Source organism: Variovorax sp. GW821-FHT10C12 (assembly GCF_059415405.1).
In genome coordinates this window covers 1,842,303-1,858,660 of sequence record NZ_JBWKNE010000001.1, presented here as the reverse complement: position 1 = coordinate 1,858,660, position 16,358 = coordinate 1,842,303, and the positions used below count along the sequence as shown (strand labels likewise).

Genomic DNA, 16,358 nt, shown 5'->3' with positions numbered 1-16,358 from the left:
ACAGTCCACAAGGCTGCGGCCCCAGTGCCACCGCCGATGGCACGCGAGACAACCCCACAAGACCCGTCGAAAAACCTATAGTGCACAGCTTGCTTTCGCAGTACCACAGCGGATCCGGCAGGCATGTGCAGGGCGCCGGGGATCAGCACAAGAGGACCACGTTGACCACTGAACCCAACCCCACGCGCTTCGGCAGCGGCCAGGCGGTGCGCCGCCTCGAGGACGAAAGCCTGCTCGCAGGCGCCGGCCGTTACACCGACGACGTCACGCTCTCCGAGCAGGCGCATCTCGTTTTTCTCCGCTCCCCCTATCCGCATGCGCGCATCGTGTCCATCGACACGTCCGCGGCCATCGGCATGCCCGGCGTGCTGCGCGTGATCACCGGGGCCGACCTGGCCGAGGCCGGCGTCAAGCCGATGCCCGGCGCCGCCGGCTTCAAGCGCGCGGACGGCAGCGACAGCGCCAGCCCGCCGCGCCGCGCCCTGGCGCACGAGCGCGCACGCTTCGTCGGCGAACCGGTGGCGGCCGTCATTGCCGACACCGTGCAGCAGGCGCGCGATGCGGCCGAGGCCGTCATGGTCGACTACGAAGAGCTGCCGATGGTGGTCGACCTGCCGGGCGCGACCGCCGAAGGCGCGCCGCTCCTGTGCGAGGAGGCCACGGGCAACATCGCCGCCGAGATGCGCCACGGCAGCAGCGAAGCCGCCACTGCCGCGTTCGAGCGCGCCGCCCACGTGATCGCCCTCGACGTCAACAACCAGCGCGTGGTCGCGCTCACCATCGAGCCGCGTGCCGTGCTCGCCACGCACGACAGCAAGACCGACCGCCTCACGATCCGCATGAGCACCCAGATGCCGTCTGGCGTGCGCGATTCCGTCTGCGCGGCCATTGGCCTGGCGAAAGAAAAAGTGCGCGTGGTCGTGGGCGACGTCGGCGGCGGTTTCGGCATGAAGACCGGCGCCTACCCCGAGGACATCGCAGTCGCCTACGCCGCGCTGCAGGTGGGCCGGCCCGTGAAGTGGGTGGCCGACCGCAGCGAAGAGTTCCTGTCCAGCGCGCACGGCCGCGACATCGAGGCGCGCGCCGAGATGGCGCTGGACGCCGACGGCAAGATCCTGGCCCTGCGCATCAAGACGCTCGCCAACGTCGGCGCCTACGCCACCGGCACCGGCGTCGCGATCCAGCTGCTGATCGGCCCCTGGGTGCAGACCAGCGTCTACGACATCCAGACCATCGACTTCCATTTCAAGGCGGTGCTGACCAACACCGCGCCCACCGGCGCCTACCGCGGCGCGGGCCGGCCCGAGGCGATCTTCACCATCGAGCGCCTGATGGACGAGGCCGCGCGCCAGACCGGCATCGACCGCATCGCGCTGCGCCGGCGCAACTTCATCCGCCCCGAGCAGATGCCCTACAAGAACCCGATGGCGCAGACCTACGACACCGGCCAGTTCGAGTCGGTGATGGACCAGGCGCTGCAGCTGGCCGACTGGCAGGGCTTCGAGGCCCGCGCGGCCGAGTCGGCGGCGCGTGGCAAGCAACGCGGCCTGGGCATCGCCACCTTTCTCGAATGGACCGGCGGCAACGTGTTCGAAGAGCGTGTGACCGTCTCGGTGCATGCCGACGGCGTGATCGAGGTGTTCTCGGCCGTCAACGCCATGGGGCAGGGCATCGCGACCTCGCTCGCGCAGCTGGCCGTCGATGCCTTCGGTGTGCCCATCGAGAAGGTGCGCGTGGTGCTCGGCGACACCGACCGCGGCGACGGTTTCGGCAGCGCCGGCTCGCGCTCGCTCTTCACCGGCGGCTCGGCCGTTCGCATCGGCGCCGAGCGCACCATCGACAAGGCGCGCGAACTCGCGGCGCAGGAGTTCGAGGCCTCCATCGACGACATCGTCTACAGCCGCGGCACCTTCATCGTGGCTGGCACCGACCTCGAGCTTGACCTGTTCACCCTGGCCGCCAAGCAGCCGGGGCGCGAAATCTTTGTCGACTCCACCAGCACCGTGGCCGGCCCGAGCTGGCCCAACGGTTGCCACATCTGCGAGATCGAGCTCGACCCGCCCACCGGCGAAATCAGCGTCGTGGCCTACAGCTCGGTCAACGACGTGGGCCGCGTGGTCAACCCGATGATCGTGCGCGGCCAGCTCGAAGGCGGCGCGGTGCAGGGCATCGGCCAGGCGCTGTATGAGCAGGTGGTGTACGACAGCGAAACCGGCCAGCCCGTCACCGGCAGCCTCATGGACTACGCCGCGCCGCGCGCCGACATCGTCGACACCATGTTCCAGATGGAAATGGACGAATCCACGCCCTGCAAGAACAACCCGCTGGGCGTGAAGGGCGTCGGCGAGCTGGGCACCATCGGCGCCACGCCGGCCATCGTCAATGCGGTGGCCGACGCCTTCGCGCGCAACGGCCTCGGCGCCCGCGCGCCCCGCCTGCACATGCCGCTGAGCCCGTCCCGGGTCTGGCAGGCCATGCAGACGATCGACTGAGCGCCGCCGGCCGGTGATCGAGGGGCGACGAAAGTCATCATGCGCGTCACCACCGAACTGCAGACCGACGCGATCCGCGTCTCGACCTACCGCTGCGATGCGGGCGTCGGCGCGGCGCCGTTCACCGAGATGCACGAGACGCACTCGGTCTCGTACGTGCGCAAGGGCAGCTTCGGCTGCCGCGCGCTCGGCCGCGACTACGAGCTGGTGGCCGGCGCGGTGCTGGTCGGCGCACCGGGCGACGACTACGTCTGCACCCACGAGCACTTCGCCTGTGGCGACGAGTGCCTGTCGTTCCACTTCTCGCCGGGCTTCGTCGACCTGATCGGTGCCGACCGGCGCAGCTGGCATGCCTCGGCGTTGCCGCCGCTGCCCGAACTCATGGTGCTGGGCGAACTCGCGCAGGTCGCGGTCGAAGGCGGCAGCGACGTGGGCCTGGACGAGCTGGGCATGGGTTTCGCCAGCCGCTTCCTCGACGTGGTGAAGGGGCGCGTCAAGCCCGCGGCGCCGCCGCCATCGGCCACGCCGCGAGACCGTCGCCGCGCGGTCGAGGCCGCGACCTGGATCGAGGCCCACGCCGCCGGCGAGATCGGCCTGGAAGACGCGGCCGCCCAGGCGGGCCTGAGCGCTTTCCATTTCCTGCGGCTGTTCTCCCAGGTGCTGGGCGTCACGCCGCACCAGTACCTCGTGCGCTCCCGGCTGCGCCGCGCGGCGCGCCTGCTGGCGGACAGCGACCTGGCCGTGACCGACGTCGCCCTCGAAGCCGGCTTTGCCGACCTGAGCAACTTCGTGCGCACCTTCCACCGCGCGGCCGGCGTGTCGCCGCGCGGTTTCCGGCTCGCCGCCAAGGGCGACCGCAAGATTTTCCAAGACCGCCTGGCCGCGCTGCTTCACGATGACCGCTTGATCCACCCTTCAAGCAGGAAGTCATCGCCATGTACGACCACATCGGACTGAAAGTCAAAGACCTCGCCGCGAGCCGGCGCTTCTACGAAGCCGCGCTCGCACCGCTCGGCCACGTGCTGGGCTCCCACGACGACGAAAGCTATGCCGGCATCGGCCCGGCCGGCGAACCGGCGCTGTGGCTCTACGCCGCGAAAGGCGCCAAGGGCCCGGGCACGCACATCGCGTTCCGCGCACCCGACCACGCCGCCGTCGCCGCCTTCCACAAGGCCGGCCTGAAAGCCGGTGGCACCGACAACGGCGGCGCGGGGCCGCGCGCCGACTACGGCCCGACCTACTACGCGGCCTTCCTCATCGACCCCGACGGCAACAACGTCGAGGCCGTCTGTCCCTGACACGAAAGGCATCGACCCCATGGCCACCGTCTACAAGGAATTCATCGTCGAGCGTGATGTGGCGCAGGTGTGGGACGCGCTGCGCGACTTCGGCGCCGTCCACACGCGCCTCGCGCCGGGCTTTCTCACCGGCTGCGAACTCGACGGGCAGGGCGCCCGCATCGTCCACTTTGCCAACGGCCTCGTGGCGCGCGAGCTTCTCGTGGCGCTCGACGACGAGAACCGGCGGCTGGCCTACACCGTGACCGACGGCAAGGCCACGCACCACCACGCGTCGGCCCAGGTGTTCGCGCATGGCGACGGCCGCTCGCGCTTCGTCTGGATCACCGATGTGCTGCCCGATGGGCTCGCGGCGTACGTCGAACCCATGATGGCGCAGGGCGGCGCGGCCATGAAGAAGACGCTGGAGAAAGCCAACGAACGATGAGCACGCCGATAACCCCTGCCGCGAGCGAGATCCTGGCGGTCGTGCAGCGCTACGCGCAGGCCTGGGCCGCCAATGACCTGAAGGCCATCGTCGACTGCTACCACGACGAGGTCGTCTTTCACTACTTCGGCCGCAGCCCGCTCGCGGGCACGCACCGGGGCAAGGCGGCCTGCATCGCGGTGCTCAAGCAGGTGAAGGAGCGCACCAACCGCCAGCTGGTCGCGATCCGCGACGTGCTGGCCGGCGAGCATTTCGGACTGATCGTCGCCGTCGAGCAGTTCGAGCACCAGGGGCGCCCGGTCGAACTCGAGCGCCAGCTGCGCTACGCCGTGAGAGACGGCAAGCTCAGCGAATGCTGGATCTACGACGAAGACCAGCGCTGGGTCGACGAGGTGCTGTCGTCGCCCGCCGCTCAGAAGTCTTCGAGCGGCAGCCCCACGTAGTTTTCCGCCAGCGCGGTGGACGCTGCGCGCGAATGCACGAGGTAGTCGAGCTCGGCTTCCTGGATCTTCTGGCCGAAGGCGCCCGTCTCGGGAAAGCGATGCATCAGCGAGGTGAACCACCACGAGAAGCGCTCGGCCTTCCAGACCCGGCGCAGGCACAGGTCGGAATAGCGGTCCAGCGCCGAAGCCGACTTCTCGTTGTAGAAGATTTCCAGGGCGCGCGACAGGTACCCCACATCGGCCGTCGCAAGGTTGAGCCCCTTGGCGCCGGTCGGCGGCACGATGTGCGCGGCGTCGCCCGCCAGGAACAGCGAACCGAAGCGCATCGGCTCCGCCACGAAGCTGCGCAACGGCGCAATGCTCTTTTCGAGCGACGGGCCGGTCACCAGCCGCTCGCGTGCTTCGGGGTCGAGGCGCGCGCGCAGCTCGTTCCAGAAGGCCTCGTCGCTCCAGTTCTCCACCTTCTCTTCGGTCGGCACCTGCACGTAGTAGCGCGAGCGCGTGGCACTGCGCATGCTGCACAGTGCAAAGCCGCGTTCGGTGTTGGCGTAGATGAGTTCGTGCGACACCGGCGGCACGTCGGCCAGCACGCCGAGCCAGCCGAAGGGGTAGACCTTCTCGTAGGTCTGGATCGCGTCGGCCGGCACGCTGGCGCGGCTCACACCGTGGTAGCCGTCGCAGCCGGCGATGAAGTCGCACTCGATCTCGTGCGTCTGGCCGTCTTTCTCGTAGCGAACGCGCGGCTTGGCCGAATCGAAGTCGTGCAGGCTGACGTTGGCTGCGCTGTAGATCGTCGTGAGGCCTTCGGTCGTGCGCGCTTCCATCAGGTCGCGCGTCACCTCGGTCTGGCCGTACACCGTGACCTGCTTGCCGCCCGTGAGGCCGTGCATGTTGATGCGGTGGCGTGCGCCCTTGAACAGCAGCTCGATGCCGTCGTGCGGCAGGCCCTCGGCCTTGGCGCGGGTGTCGACGCCCGCGCGCGCCAGCAGGTCCATCGTGACCTGTTCGAGCACTCCGGCGCGGATGCGGCCCAGCACGTAGTCGCCGCTCTGGCGCTCCACGATGACGTTGTCGATGCCTGCCTTGTGCAGCAGCTGGCCGAGCAGAAGGCCGGCGGGGCCTGCGCCGATGATGGCGACCTGGGTGCGCATGTTCGTGTCTCCGAAAGGGTTTTGCCAAGCGTAGGGCGCGGCCGGCCGGTTGGGGCGGCGGCTGGCGAGGCTCTGTGCGATCATGCGAACGCGTGCGCGATCATCGCGCAACACTTCTTCAGCCGACCGATCCACGACGAACTCCGACGACGAATGACCATCGCCCGCGCCGACTTCATCGAGGGCATCGCCAAGGGCATGGCGGTGCTCGAAAGCTTCGACACCGAGCGCCAGCGCCTGAATGCCACGCTGGCGGCCGAGCGCGCCGGCCTCACGCGCGCCGCCGCCCGGCGCCACCTGCTCACGCTGGCCCACCTGGGCTACCTGGAAACCGACGGCAGCTACTTCTGGATGGCGCCGAAGGTGCTGCGCTTCTCGGGCAGCTACCTGGCCTCGTCGCGCCTGCCGCGCGCGCTGCAGCCCACGCTGAACCGGCTCGCCGCGCAGACCGGCGAGTCGTTCTCGGCCGTGGTGCTCGACGGCGAAGAGGTGGTCATCGTCGCGCGCAGCGGCAGCTACGGCACGCCGACGCGCGTGCTGGCCTACGGCCTGCACCTGGGCGCGCGCCTGCCGGCCCACGCCACCTCGACCGGGCGCGTGCTGCTGGCCGCGATGCCCGCCACGCAGCTCACGCAGTGGCTCAAGGGCCGGCACCTGGCGCGGCTCACGCCGCACACCCTCACCCAGGCACGCGCGCTGCGCCAGCGCATCGCGCAGGTGCGCAAGGACGACTACTGCTTCGCCAGCGAAGAGCACGAGCTCGGCGTGCAGGCGCTGGCGGTGCCGCTGCGCGACATGCAGGGGCACACGGTGGCGGCGCTCAACGTGGTGCTGTCGGGCACGCGCTACCAGGAAGAGACCTTGCAGCGCGAGATGCTGCCGCTGCTGTTCGAGGCGGCGCGCGAGGTGCGCTCCCTTCTGTGAACGCAGGCGCGCTGAACTTTCGGCGCCGGCGCGGCCTCGAACCCCCGAAACGGACACCACCATGCGACTCCTGCTTCTCGAAGACGACGTGATGATCGGCGAGGCCGTGCTCGACCTGTTGCGGGCCGAGCAGTACGCCGTCGATTGGGTGAAGGACGGCGACGCTGCCGAATCCGCATTGCGCACCCAGCAGTACGACCTCGTGCTGCTCGACCTGGGCGTGCCGCGCCGCGACGGCCTGGAGGTGCTGCGCGCCCTGCGTGCGCGCAAGCAGCGCATGCCGGTGCTGATTGCCACCGCGCGCGACTCGGTGCAGCAGCGCATTGAAGGCCTCGACGCCGGCGCCGACGACTACGTGCTCAAGCCCTACGACCTCGACGAGCTGCTGGCGCGCATCCGCGCCTTGCTGCGGCGCGCATCGGGGCGCGCCGAGCCGGTCTACGAACACATGGGCGTGAGCATCAACCCCGCCACGCGCGAGGTCGCGGTGAACGGCGAGCCGGTGGTGCTCTCGGCACGCGAGTGGGCCGTGCTCGAACCGCTGCTGGCCCGTCCGGGCATGGTGCTCTCGCGCGCCCAGCTCGAAGAAAAGCTCTACGGCTGGAAGGACGAGATCAGCAGCAATGCGGTCGAGGTGTATGTGCACGGCCTGCGCAAGAAGCTGGGCGCGGAGCTGATCCGCAATGTCCGCGGCGTCGGCTACATGGTGCCCAAGGCATGATGCGCCGCGTGATGCGATGGACCGGATCGCTGCGTGCGCGGCTGCTGGTGTTCCTGCTCGCAGCCATCGTGCTCGCGGCCGGCGCGCAGGCGCTGGTGGCCTACCGCACGGTGCTGAAAGAGGCCGACGACATCTTCGACTATCACATGCAGCAGATGGCGCTGTCGCTGCGCGCGGGCCTGCCGCCGAGCGCGGCCGTGGGCGGGCTCGGTGGTGCGGAGCAGAACTTCGATTTCGTGGTGCAGGTGTGGACCGTCGACGGCGTGCGCATCTTCGAATCGGCCGAAGAGGCCGCGCTGCCGCAGCTCGCGGTGCTGGGCTTTGCCGACGTGCGTGCCCGTGGCACGACCTACCGCGTGTTCTCGATGCAGACGCGCGGGCTGGTGATCCAGGTGGCGCAGGACATGGCGGCGCGGCGCCACATGGCCGGTTCGCTCGCGCTGCGCACCATCGTGCCTGTGGCGCTGATGGCGCCTCTGTTGATGCTGGTCGTGTGGTGGGTGGTGAGCCTGTCGCTGGCGCCCGTGGCGCGCGTGCGCCGGCAGGTGGCATCGCGGCAGGCCGACGACCTCTCGCCCGTGAGCGAAGAGAACCTGCCCGAAGAAGTGCGCCCGCTGGTGCAGGAACTCAACCTGCTGTTCGGCCGCGTGCGCCATGCCTTCGACGCGCAGAAGCACTTCGTGGCCGATGCCGCGCACGAGTTGCGTTCGCCGCTGGCGGCACTCAAGCTGCAGGTGCAGGGCCTGCAGCGCGCGCCCGATGATGCGGCGCGCACGCTGGCCGTGAGCCGGTTGTCGGCCGGCATCGACCGCGCGACGCGCCTCGTCGAACAGATGCTGGCGCTGGCCCGGCACGAGGCCAGCGTGGCCGCGGGCGCGAAGCCCGAGACGGTCGACCTGGCCGAGGTGGCGCGCCTGGCGATCTCCGATGCGGTGGCGGCCGCGCAGGCGCGTCGCATCGACATCGGCGTGGCGCAGGCCGACGCGGGCGCGACCGTGAGCGGCCAGCCCGAGGCGCTGCGCATGCTGCTGCGCAACCTGATCGACAACGCCGTGAAGTACACGCCCGAAGGCGGGCGGGTCGACGTCGGCCTCGTGAAGCGCGCCGACGCGGTGGAGCTGCGCGTGGACGACAGCGGCCCCGGCTTGCCAGAAGCAGAGCGTGCGCGCGTGCTCGACCGGTTCTACCGCTCGGGCGAGCCGCAGGCGCCGGGCAGCGGGCTGGGGCTGGCCATCGTGAAGTCGATCGCCGATCTGCACGGCGCCACGGTGGCGCTGGACAAGTCCGCGAGCCTCGGCGGGCTGTGTGTGCGAGTGACGTTCGCGCCCCCCAAAGAGTGAACTCCGCTTAAGCGACGCCTAAGTCAAGGCCGCGACATTCCTTTCACCGTGTTTGCGCTTCGGCGCAGGATTGAAAGGAATCGAAGAATGAAAACCGCCTTGACTTCTCCCCGTGCCCTCGTGATCGCGCTGGCCAGCGCCGGCGTGATCGGTGCCGTCGGCGCCGGGGCCTACACCAGCGCCCGCGCCGTGGGCGCACCGGCCACCGCCGCCGCCGTGGCCGCGCCGGCCGCGATGGTCACCTTGCCCGACTTCTCTACCATCACCTCGCGCGACGGCCCGGCCGTGGTCAACATCAGCGTGACCGGCACCGAGAAGGCCCCGGACGACGACACCATGGCGCAGCTGCAGGGCATCGACCCGGACGATCCGATGTTCCAGTTCTTCCGCCACTTCCAGGGGCAGATGGGTCCGCGCGGCCAGCAACAGCAGCAGCGTGCCGTGCCGGTGCGCTCGCAGGGCTCGGGCTTCATCGTGGACCCGAGCGGCATCATCATGACCAACGCCCACGTGGTGAAGGACGCGAAGGAAGTCACCGTCAAGCTGACCGACCGCCGTGAGTACCGCGCCAAGGTGCTCGGCGCCGACGCCAAGACCGACATCGCGGTGCTCAAGATCGACGCCAAGAACCTGCCGGTGCTCGCGCTGGGCAACACCAAGGACCTGAAGGTCGGCGAATGGGTGCTGGCCATCGGCTCGCCCTTCGGCTTCGAGAACACGGTGACGGCCGGCGTGGTGAGTGCCAAGGGCCGCTCGCTGCCCGACGACAGCTACGTGCCCTTCATCCAGACCGACGTGGCCGTGAACCCCGGCAACTCGGGCGGGCCGCTGCTCAATGTGCGCGGCGAGGTGGTCGGCATCAACTCGCAAATCTACAGCCGCAGCGGCGGCTACCAGGGCGTGTCGTTCGCCATCCCGATCGACGTGGCCGTGCAGGTGAAGGACCAGATCGTCGCCACCGGCAAGGCCACGCATGCGCGCCTGGGCGTGGCGGTGCAGGAGGTGAACCAGGCCTTCGCCGATTCGTTCAAGCTCGACAAGCCCGAAGGCGCGCTGGTCTCGAACATCGAGAAGGGCGGCCCCGGCGACCATGCCGGCCTGAAGGCGGGCGACGTGATCCGCAAGGTCGACGGCCAGGCCATCGTGTCGTCGGGCGACCTGCCGGCCGTGATTGGCCAGCAGGCGCCGGGCAAGAAGGTCACGCTCGAAGTGTGGCGTCAGGGCGAGCGCCAGGAGCTGCAGGCCAAGCTCGGCGATGCCAGCGACAAGCCGGCGCAGGTCGCCAAGGCCGACAACACGGCGGGGCAGGGCAAGCTCGGCCTGGCGCTGCGCCCGCTGCAGCCGCAGGAACAGCGCGCGGCCTCGGTCGACGGCGGCCTGCTGATCGAGGACGTGGCAGGCCCGTCGGCGATGGCCGGGGTGCAGGCCGGCGACGTGCTGCTGGCCATCAACGGCACGCCGGCCAAGAGCCTGGAGCAGGTGCGCCAGGCGGTGGCCAAGGCCGACAAGTCGGTGGCGCTGTTGATCCAGCGCGGCGAGGACAAGATCTTCGTGCCGGTGCGCCTGGGCTGACCGGCCCGGCCGGGCTCAGGGCAGCGCGCAGGGCCAGTCGAGCGACACGCGCGTGCCGCCGGCCTGCGCGTCGGCCCGCTCGATCTGCAGCCGCGCCCCGATGGCCTGCGCCCGCGAACGCATGTTCGCGAGGCCATGGCCGCCGGGGCGTTCGTTCGCCGGCAGCCCGCGGCCGTTGTCGGTGAGCACGATGCGCACCAGCGGCGGCGTCTGCTCGCCGTGCCAGCCCACATGCATCACGATGCGCGTGGCGCCCGCGTGCTTCAGCACGTTGGTGAAGGCCTCCAGCAGGATGCGCTGCAGCTGCAGCGCGGCCTGCGCGGCAAAGGGCGCGAGCGTGGGGATGAGCGCCACGTCCCACACCAGCTCGATGCCGGCGGCATCCAGCCGGGGTTGCAGGCGGTAGCGCAGCGTGGCCAGCACGGTCGTCAGGTCATCGTGCATGGGCTGCAGCGAATCGACGGCCATGCGCATCTCGTCGAGCGCCAGCTTCACGTGCTCCTCGACCACGTCGCGGTCGGGCGCGGGCTGGTTCACCACGTTGAGCAGGCCCACGAGCTGCGAGCCGACGCCGTCGTGGATCTCCCGCATGATGCGCTGGCGCTCCAGCAGCACGGCCTGTTCTTCCTGCTGCTTGCGCACGGTCTCGAAGGCGCCGCGCAGCTGCTCTTCGCGCTCGGCCACGCGCGCGGCGAGGTTGGCGTTGAGCGAGCGGTAGTCGGCCACGGTGCGGCTGTAGCGCTCCACCACCAGACCGGCCAGGATCATCACGAAGAAGAAGATCGCGTGCGAGGTGAGCGTGTAGTAGGCGCCGCCGAACAGGCCCATGCGCACCAGCAGCAGGTCGTGCGCGCCGGCCAGGATGGCCAGCGTGCCGGCCGCCATCAGCACGCCCGCGATGCGCCGCCGCGCCACCAGCGCGCCGTGCACCACGTAGGGCAGGCAGATGGTGCTCGTGACCTGCAGGATCGCCAGCCCCGTGGTCCACAGCGCCGGCAGCGCGAAGGCGAAGGAGGCGCAGGCCAGCACCACCGACAGCGCCAGCGCCCCGTAGATGGAGCGCACCAGCCAGGGCGGGTTGCGGTCGAGCACCAGCAGCACGAAGCGCGCGATCAGCCCGATGTGGCAGGCGTAGCAGACCGCCACCACCGCGCCCCACAGCGGCCACGGCACAGGCCCTTCGGTCAGCACGCGGTCGAGGTTGCGCGCCACGCCCGAGAGCGCGGCCAGCGCGAAGCAGCCGTAGAGCGCATCGCGCTGGCGCAGCCACAGCCCGGCGGCCAGGCCGCCCATCAGCAGCAGGCTCACGGCGTAGACGATGGCCGAGGTGTTGCGCCAGTTCTGTTGCGAGCGGTGCAATGGGGCCAGCGAGGCTTCGGGGCCGTAGAGCACGCTGGCCAGCCCGCCGCCGCGCTGGCGCTGGATGGTGGCCTGGATGAGCAGCTCCTGCGGCTGGCCGTCGCCGCGCCGCAGGGCGGCGGCCAGCGGGATCAGCAGGTTGCCCTTGCCGGCGTCGTAGGCCGGGTCGCCGAGCACGCCGTAGTTGGCGACCAGCGCGCCGTTGAACCACACGGCGGCCTGGTTGCCCAGGCCCGACATCAGGAGCGCCTGGGCGTCGCCCGCGCGGGCGGCGTCCGGGGGAAGCACGATGCGGTAGCTGGCCTTGCCGCCGCGCCCCGGAAACTCGTGGTCCCAGCGAAAGGGCAGCGCCACCTGCCGCACCTGCATCGGCAGGCCGTCGGGTTCGAGGCTGGCTTCGGCCCAGTCCACGTCGGTGGTGCCCGGCGGGTTGGCGGCTTGGGCGAAGGGCACTGCGAGAGCCAGCCACAGCAGCAGTAGCAGCAGCACGGCCCGCAGGGGGGAAAAGAAAAAGGCGGGGCGGTTCACGCGGCTAGGAAAGCCGGCCTGGAGGACGGGTCGCCAACACGGCTTCCGAGGGTGGGGGCGCATCCAGCTTGCCGTAGATGTTTCTGATGTGGGTTTGAACCGTCGATGCGGAGACTCCCATCTGCGCGCCGATTTCGGCATAGGTGAAACCACGAGAGACCCGGTCGAGCACTTCGGCCTCGCGCGACGAGAGGTGCCCGGGCGCGCCGTCGGAGGCCTGCCAGCGCCGCAGCAGCTGCCGCGCGATGCCCGGTGGCAGCGGGGAGCCACCGGTGCCCAGGTGGCGCAGGTGCGCCGCCAGGTCGGCCTCGGTGCCGTCCTTGAGCAGGTAGCCGCGCGCGCCGGCCTCGAAGGCCTGCACCATGTGGGTCTCGTCGCCGAAGATCGTCAGCACCATCACTGCGCAGGCCGGCTGCATGCGGCGGCACTGGCGGATCACCTGCAGGCCGGGGTGGTCGGGCAGGCCGAGGTCGACCAGCAGCACATCGACCGGGTTGTCCGTGAGCCAGTTCAGGATGTCGACCGCGTTCGAGGCGCTGAAGGCCAGCGCCAGCGCCGGGTCCGCGCCGATCACGCGGGCGATGCGCTCGCGCATGCCGCTGTCGTCCTCGACCACGGCGACCTGGGTGGCGGTCAGGGGCATGGCGGGCTTCCGCAGGCGAGACCGGGGCCGAGGCGCATGGGCAGATCCGTTTCCGTTCGGAGGTTGCAGGTGCCGCAAGCCTATCGACCGGTATCGGGCGAGCCCATCCTATAGACGGGGGAGGGGGGTACCCTGCCGGCGCGCGATGGTGTCCAGCCGTGTCGCGACGCGCGCCACGTGCTGCACCAGTTCGGGAGGCGACTCGATCTCGATGTCGTGGCCCAGGCAGCCCAGCCACACGGCCAGCGCATCGAGCGAGCTGGCGCCGGTCACGACGCGCGTGCGGCCCGCGTCGAGGGCCTCGGGCACGCCGCCCACCCAGCCCAGGTGCGGTTCCAGCGCCGCGAGCGGGGCATGCACGATCATGCGCGCGTGGTGCAGGTAGGGCGACACCTTGAGCGCGTGTTCCATGTAGGCCTCGACGTCGCCCAGCGGCAGGCGGCGCGCGGTGAAGCGCGCGCCCGTCGGTTCGGCATCGACGATGCGGTCGAGGCGGAAGGTGCGCCAGTCTTGGCGCGCCGTGTCCCAGGCCAGCAGGTACCAGCGCTGGCCAGTCTGCACCACGCGATGCGGCTCCACCGTGCGCGCCGTGGCGGTCTGGTGGTGGTCCTGGTAGCCGAAGCGCAGTTCGCGCCGCTCGGTGCAGGCCTCGGCGAACATCGACACTGCCTTGACGCGCACGCCCGACTTGCTTCGCATCACCGGCACCACCGAGGCGCGCACGCTGCCCAGGCGGCGCTGCAGGCGCGGCGGCATCAGCTGGTCGAGCTTGGTGAGGGCGCGCATCGAGGCGTTGCCGATGTCGCCTTCGCCCGTGCCCGCATGGCCGAGCGCCAGCGCTACCGCAATGGCTTCTTCGTCTTCCAGCAGCAGCGGCGGCAGCGCACTGCCCGCGCCCAGCCGGTAGCCGCCGGCCACGCCGGAGGTGGAGTCGACCGTGTAGCCGAGGCTGCGCAGCCGGTCGACGTCGCGGCGCAGCGTGCGCTCGGTGATCTCCAGGCGCTCGGCCAGGGCGGCACCGGTCCAGGCGCGCTGGGCCTGGAACAGCGCGAGCAGGCGAAGCAGGCGGGCGGAAGCGGACAGCATGGGCCGCATCATGCCTGCGATCGAGGACAGAATCTGTCCGCAATGGGTCGTAGCCTTGGGTTTCCTCCACTCGTTTCCACGGACACCGACCATGAAGAAGACCTATCACGGCAGCTGCCACTGCGGCAAGGTGCGCTTCCAAGCGCTCATCGACCTCGCCGCGGGCACCGGCAAGTGCAACTGCTCGATCTGCATGAAGTCGCGCGGCTGGGGCGCCATCGTCAAGCCGGCCGACTTCACGTTGCTGTCGGGCGAAGAAGACCTGTCGAGCTACCAGTTCGGCTCGTTCAGCGCCGAGCACCTGTTCTGCCGCCATTGCGGCGTCAAGTCCTTCGGGCGCGGCAACGTGCCGGAGATCGGCGGCGCGTACGTCAGCGTGAACGTCTCCTGCCTGGACGACGCGACGCTCGAAGAGTTGTCCACCGCGCCGGTGCGCTACATGGACGGTCGCCACAACAACTGGTTCGAGGTGCCGGCGGAGGTGCGCTATCTCTGAGATGACCGATGGCCCCACGCTTTCGGCAGAGAATGCCCGTTGCTTCACCCGCTGCGAACGAAATCAATGAACGACGAACTCGAAGCCCGCATCCGCTCGGGCCAGGCGCTGTCCGAATCGATGGGCAACTTCCACGTGACCGGCTGGGATGCCGAGCACAAGACGCTGAAGGCCGCCTTCACGGTGCGGCGCGAGTACTGCCACACGAACGGCACGATCGCCCAGGGCGGCTTCATCACGGCCTGGCTCGACGCCGCCATGGCCCATGCGGTCATGCACGACACCGAGCAGGCGCAGACGGTTTTCAGCCTGGAGATCAAGGTGAGCTTCTACGAGAAGGTCGGCCCCGGCGAAGGCCGGGTCGAGGGGCGCGTGATCCGGCGCGGGAAGCGCGTGGCGTTTCTCGAAGCTGCGCTCTACAACCCCGATGGGAAGCTGGCCGCAGAGGCCACGTCGACAGGGATACTGGCGAGCCTCTAGGCCCGCCCGACCTGGGCCTGTATCTCGCGGATCACTGCTTCCTTTTCCCGGTTGTAGACCTGCGGGTTGGCCGGGTCGATGCCGTGGGCGCGGTCCTTGGCTTCTTCGTACTTCTGGCGCAGGTCCGGGCGCCGGTCGAGCACTTCCATGAGCGCCAGCGAATCGGCATGCACCGGGTCGCCGCGATGGCAGATGTGCAGGTTGAGGTTGAACCTGCGCCCGCCGTGCAGCACGGACGCGCAGACGTAAGGCTTCTCGTCCGTGTCGACCCACACGGGGCGGCGGTGAAACCCGAGGGCCTCGAATTCCGACTGGGCCGTGCGCAGGTTCTCGCGCTGCGTGATCGCCGCGATGTCGACCATCGGCTTGCCCCGCAAACCGACGATGGCCGTGCTCCCGATGTGCACGAGTTCCACGCCTTCGAGCTGCGCCTGCACGTGGCGCTGCACCTGCGCAAACACCTCGGCGTACGCCGGGTCGTAGGGCAGGATGTGGCGCTGGTTCAGGCTCTCGTCGAAGGCGAGGAGCTTCATCGCACGATGCGCGCGAGCCAGGCCAGCAGCACGGCCACGACTTCGTCGCGGTTGGTTTCGTTGAGCGTCTCGTGGCGCGCGCCGCCGAACACATGGCACGACACGTCGCGCAGGCCGGCCTCGCGGTAGCGCTGCACCAGCGGATAGAACCACTCGGCCTTGTTGCTGACCGGGTCCTGGTCGCCGGTGAACAGGTACAGCGGCAGCTCGGGCCGGATGCGCGTCTGCATCGCGGCGGGCGTGAGTTCGTCGAGGCTGGCGAACATGGAGCCCATGCCTTCGGCCGACACGGTGAAGCCGCACAGCGGGTCGGCGATGTAGGCATCGACCTGGGCGGGATCGCGGCTGAGCCAGTCGAAGGGCGTGCGCACGTCGGGCAATGCGGTGTTCATGTCTTCGAGGCGGAAGCCGCTTTGCAGTGCACCGCCCAGCAGGTCGAGCGCCGTGGTGCCCGACAGCACCGCGCCCGACAGCAGCTCGCTGTGCCGGACCAGGTAGTACTGCGTGGCGAACGAGCCCATGCTGTGGCCGACGAGAACAAGCGGCAGTCCGGGGTGCTCGGCGCGTGCGTGGCGGCTGAGCAGCGCCATGTCGTCCACGAGACCGGCGAATCCGCGCGGGCCGAACTCGCCGAGCTCGTCGCGCGCAGCGGCGCCGGGGCCATGACCGCGGTGCTCGTTCGCGTAGACGGCGTAGCCGGCCTGTGTGAGCGCGTCGGCCAGTGGGCGGTAGCGCAGCGAATGCTCGCCCATGCCATGCGCCAGTTGCACGATGGCGCGCGGCGCGGTGCCCTGCCAGCGGTGGGCCTCCACCGGATGGCCGTCGTTGGCGGTCAGTTCGAAGTGGGTCTCGGTGCTCGGCATGC

The 16,358-nt window shown here is 70.0% G+C and carries 17 protein-coding genes; 11 read left to right on the top strand and 6 right to left on the bottom strand.

All coding sequences use genetic code 11. From position 1 onward, the window contains the following. Positions 1 to 161: 161 nt before the first annotated feature. The 5 genes from AC07OH_RS08800 to AC07OH_RS08780 are packed head-to-tail and all read left to right on the top strand — an operon-like array spanning position 162 to position 4,660. On the top strand, positions 162 to 2,492 hold the full coding sequence (locus tag AC07OH_RS08800; RefSeq protein WP_495300326.1) for a xanthine dehydrogenase family protein molybdopterin-binding subunit: 2,331 nt from the start codon (positions 162 to 164) through the stop codon (positions 2,490 to 2,492). A 39-nt stretch (positions 2,493 to 2,531) separates the two neighbouring features. Continuing rightward, positions 2,532 to 3,449, top strand: a complete 918-nt coding sequence (locus tag AC07OH_RS08795) for a helix-turn-helix transcriptional regulator (RefSeq protein ID WP_495300325.1) — start codon at positions 2,532 to 2,534, stop codon at positions 3,447 to 3,449. Next, positions 3,428 to 3,790, top strand: a complete 363-nt coding sequence (locus AC07OH_RS08790) for a VOC family protein (RefSeq protein WP_495300324.1) — start codon at positions 3,428 to 3,430, stop codon at positions 3,788 to 3,790. Before AC07OH_RS08795 ends, AC07OH_RS08790 begins: the two co-directional genes overlap by 22 nt. A gap of 19 nt (positions 3,791 to 3,809) precedes the next feature. After that, on the top strand, positions 3,810 to 4,217 hold the full coding sequence (locus AC07OH_RS08785; RefSeq protein ID WP_495300323.1) for an SRPBCC family protein: 408 nt from the start codon (positions 3,810 to 3,812) through the stop codon (positions 4,215 to 4,217). Continuing rightward, positions 4,214 to 4,660, top strand: coding sequence for a nuclear transport factor 2 family protein (locus tag AC07OH_RS08780; RefSeq protein WP_495300322.1), 447 nt, complete (start codon positions 4,214 to 4,216; stop codon positions 4,658 to 4,660). Before AC07OH_RS08785 ends, AC07OH_RS08780 begins: the two co-directional genes overlap by 4 nt. Here AC07OH_RS08780 and pobA read toward each other — a convergent pair. Continuing rightward, the gene (gene pobA / locus AC07OH_RS08775; RefSeq protein WP_495300321.1) at positions 4,630 to 5,811 is read right to left on the bottom strand and encodes a 4-hydroxybenzoate 3-monooxygenase; all 1,182 of its coding nucleotides are present in this window, start codon (positions 5,809 to 5,811) and stop codon (positions 4,630 to 4,632) included. The genes AC07OH_RS08780 and pobA overlap by 31 nt on opposite strands. Positions 5,812 to 5,964: 153 nt before the next feature. Here pobA and AC07OH_RS08770 point away from each other — a divergent pair, with 153 nt between their 5' ends. The 4 genes from AC07OH_RS08770 (at position 5,965) to AC07OH_RS08755 (ending at position 10,368) form a co-directional block, all read left to right on the top strand. Then, positions 5,965 to 6,735: an IclR family transcriptional regulator domain-containing protein gene (locus AC07OH_RS08770; RefSeq protein WP_495300320.1), complete on the top strand. Its 771-nt coding sequence runs from the start codon at positions 5,965 to 5,967 to the stop codon at positions 6,733 to 6,735. Positions 6,736 to 6,796: 61 nt separating this feature from the next. After that, the gene (locus AC07OH_RS08765) at positions 6,797 to 7,456 is read left to right on the top strand and encodes a response regulator (RefSeq protein ID WP_062478105.1); all 660 of its coding nucleotides are present in this window, start codon (positions 6,797 to 6,799) and stop codon (positions 7,454 to 7,456) included. A gap of 11 nt (positions 7,457 to 7,467) precedes the next feature. After that, complete coding sequence (locus AC07OH_RS08760) at positions 7,468 to 8,796, top strand: ATP-binding protein (protein WP_495300319.1); 1,329 nt, start codon at positions 7,468 to 7,470, stop codon at positions 8,794 to 8,796. 87 nt (positions 8,797 to 8,883) lie between these two features. Beyond that, positions 8,884 to 10,368: a Do family serine endopeptidase gene (locus AC07OH_RS08755; RefSeq protein WP_495300318.1), complete on the top strand. Its 1,485-nt coding sequence runs from the start codon at positions 8,884 to 8,886 to the stop codon at positions 10,366 to 10,368. Between the two features lie 15 nt (positions 10,369 to 10,383). On the opposite strand, the gene AC07OH_RS08750 is transcribed toward AC07OH_RS08755, so the two are convergent. The 3 genes from AC07OH_RS08750 to AC07OH_RS08740 form a co-directional block, all read right to left on the bottom strand. After that, positions 10,384 to 12,216, bottom strand: a complete 1,833-nt coding sequence (locus tag AC07OH_RS08750) for a sensor histidine kinase (protein ID WP_495300317.1) — start codon at positions 12,214 to 12,216, stop codon at positions 10,384 to 10,386. Positions 12,217 to 12,259: 43 nt separating this feature from the next. After that, positions 12,260 to 12,898, bottom strand: coding sequence for a response regulator (locus AC07OH_RS08745; protein ID WP_082818203.1), 639 nt, complete (start codon positions 12,896 to 12,898; stop codon positions 12,260 to 12,262). A gap of 108 nt (positions 12,899 to 13,006) precedes the next feature. Then, positions 13,007 to 13,984, bottom strand: coding sequence for a helix-turn-helix transcriptional regulator (locus AC07OH_RS08740; RefSeq protein ID WP_495300316.1), 978 nt, complete (start codon positions 13,982 to 13,984; stop codon positions 13,007 to 13,009). 91 nt (positions 13,985 to 14,075) lie between these two features. Between AC07OH_RS08740 and AC07OH_RS08735 the strand changes: the two genes are divergently transcribed. Then, positions 14,076 to 14,480 carry a GFA family protein gene (locus AC07OH_RS08735; protein ID WP_095745513.1) on the top strand — a complete coding sequence of 135 codons (405 nt, stop codon included), beginning with the start codon at positions 14,076 to 14,078 and terminating at the stop codon, positions 14,478 to 14,480. Positions 14,481 to 14,546: 66 nt separating this feature from the next. Continuing rightward, the gene (locus AC07OH_RS08730) at positions 14,547 to 14,960 is read left to right on the top strand and encodes a PaaI family thioesterase (RefSeq protein WP_062478117.1); all 414 of its coding nucleotides are present in this window, start codon (positions 14,547 to 14,549) and stop codon (positions 14,958 to 14,960) included. Here the strand turns inward: AC07OH_RS08730 and AC07OH_RS08725 are convergent. Continuing rightward, the gene (locus AC07OH_RS08725) at positions 14,957 to 15,493 is read right to left on the bottom strand and encodes a GrpB family protein (RefSeq protein WP_495300315.1); all 537 of its coding nucleotides are present in this window, start codon (positions 15,491 to 15,493) and stop codon (positions 14,957 to 14,959) included. The genes AC07OH_RS08730 and AC07OH_RS08725 overlap by 4 nt on opposite strands. Continuing rightward, a complete protein-coding gene (locus AC07OH_RS08720; RefSeq protein ID WP_495300314.1) occupies positions 15,490 to 16,356 on the bottom strand; it encodes an alpha/beta fold hydrolase in 867 nt (288 codons plus the stop codon). Before AC07OH_RS08720 ends, AC07OH_RS08725 begins: the two co-directional genes overlap by 4 nt. Between the last annotated feature and the right edge of the window lie 2 nt (positions 16,357 to 16,358).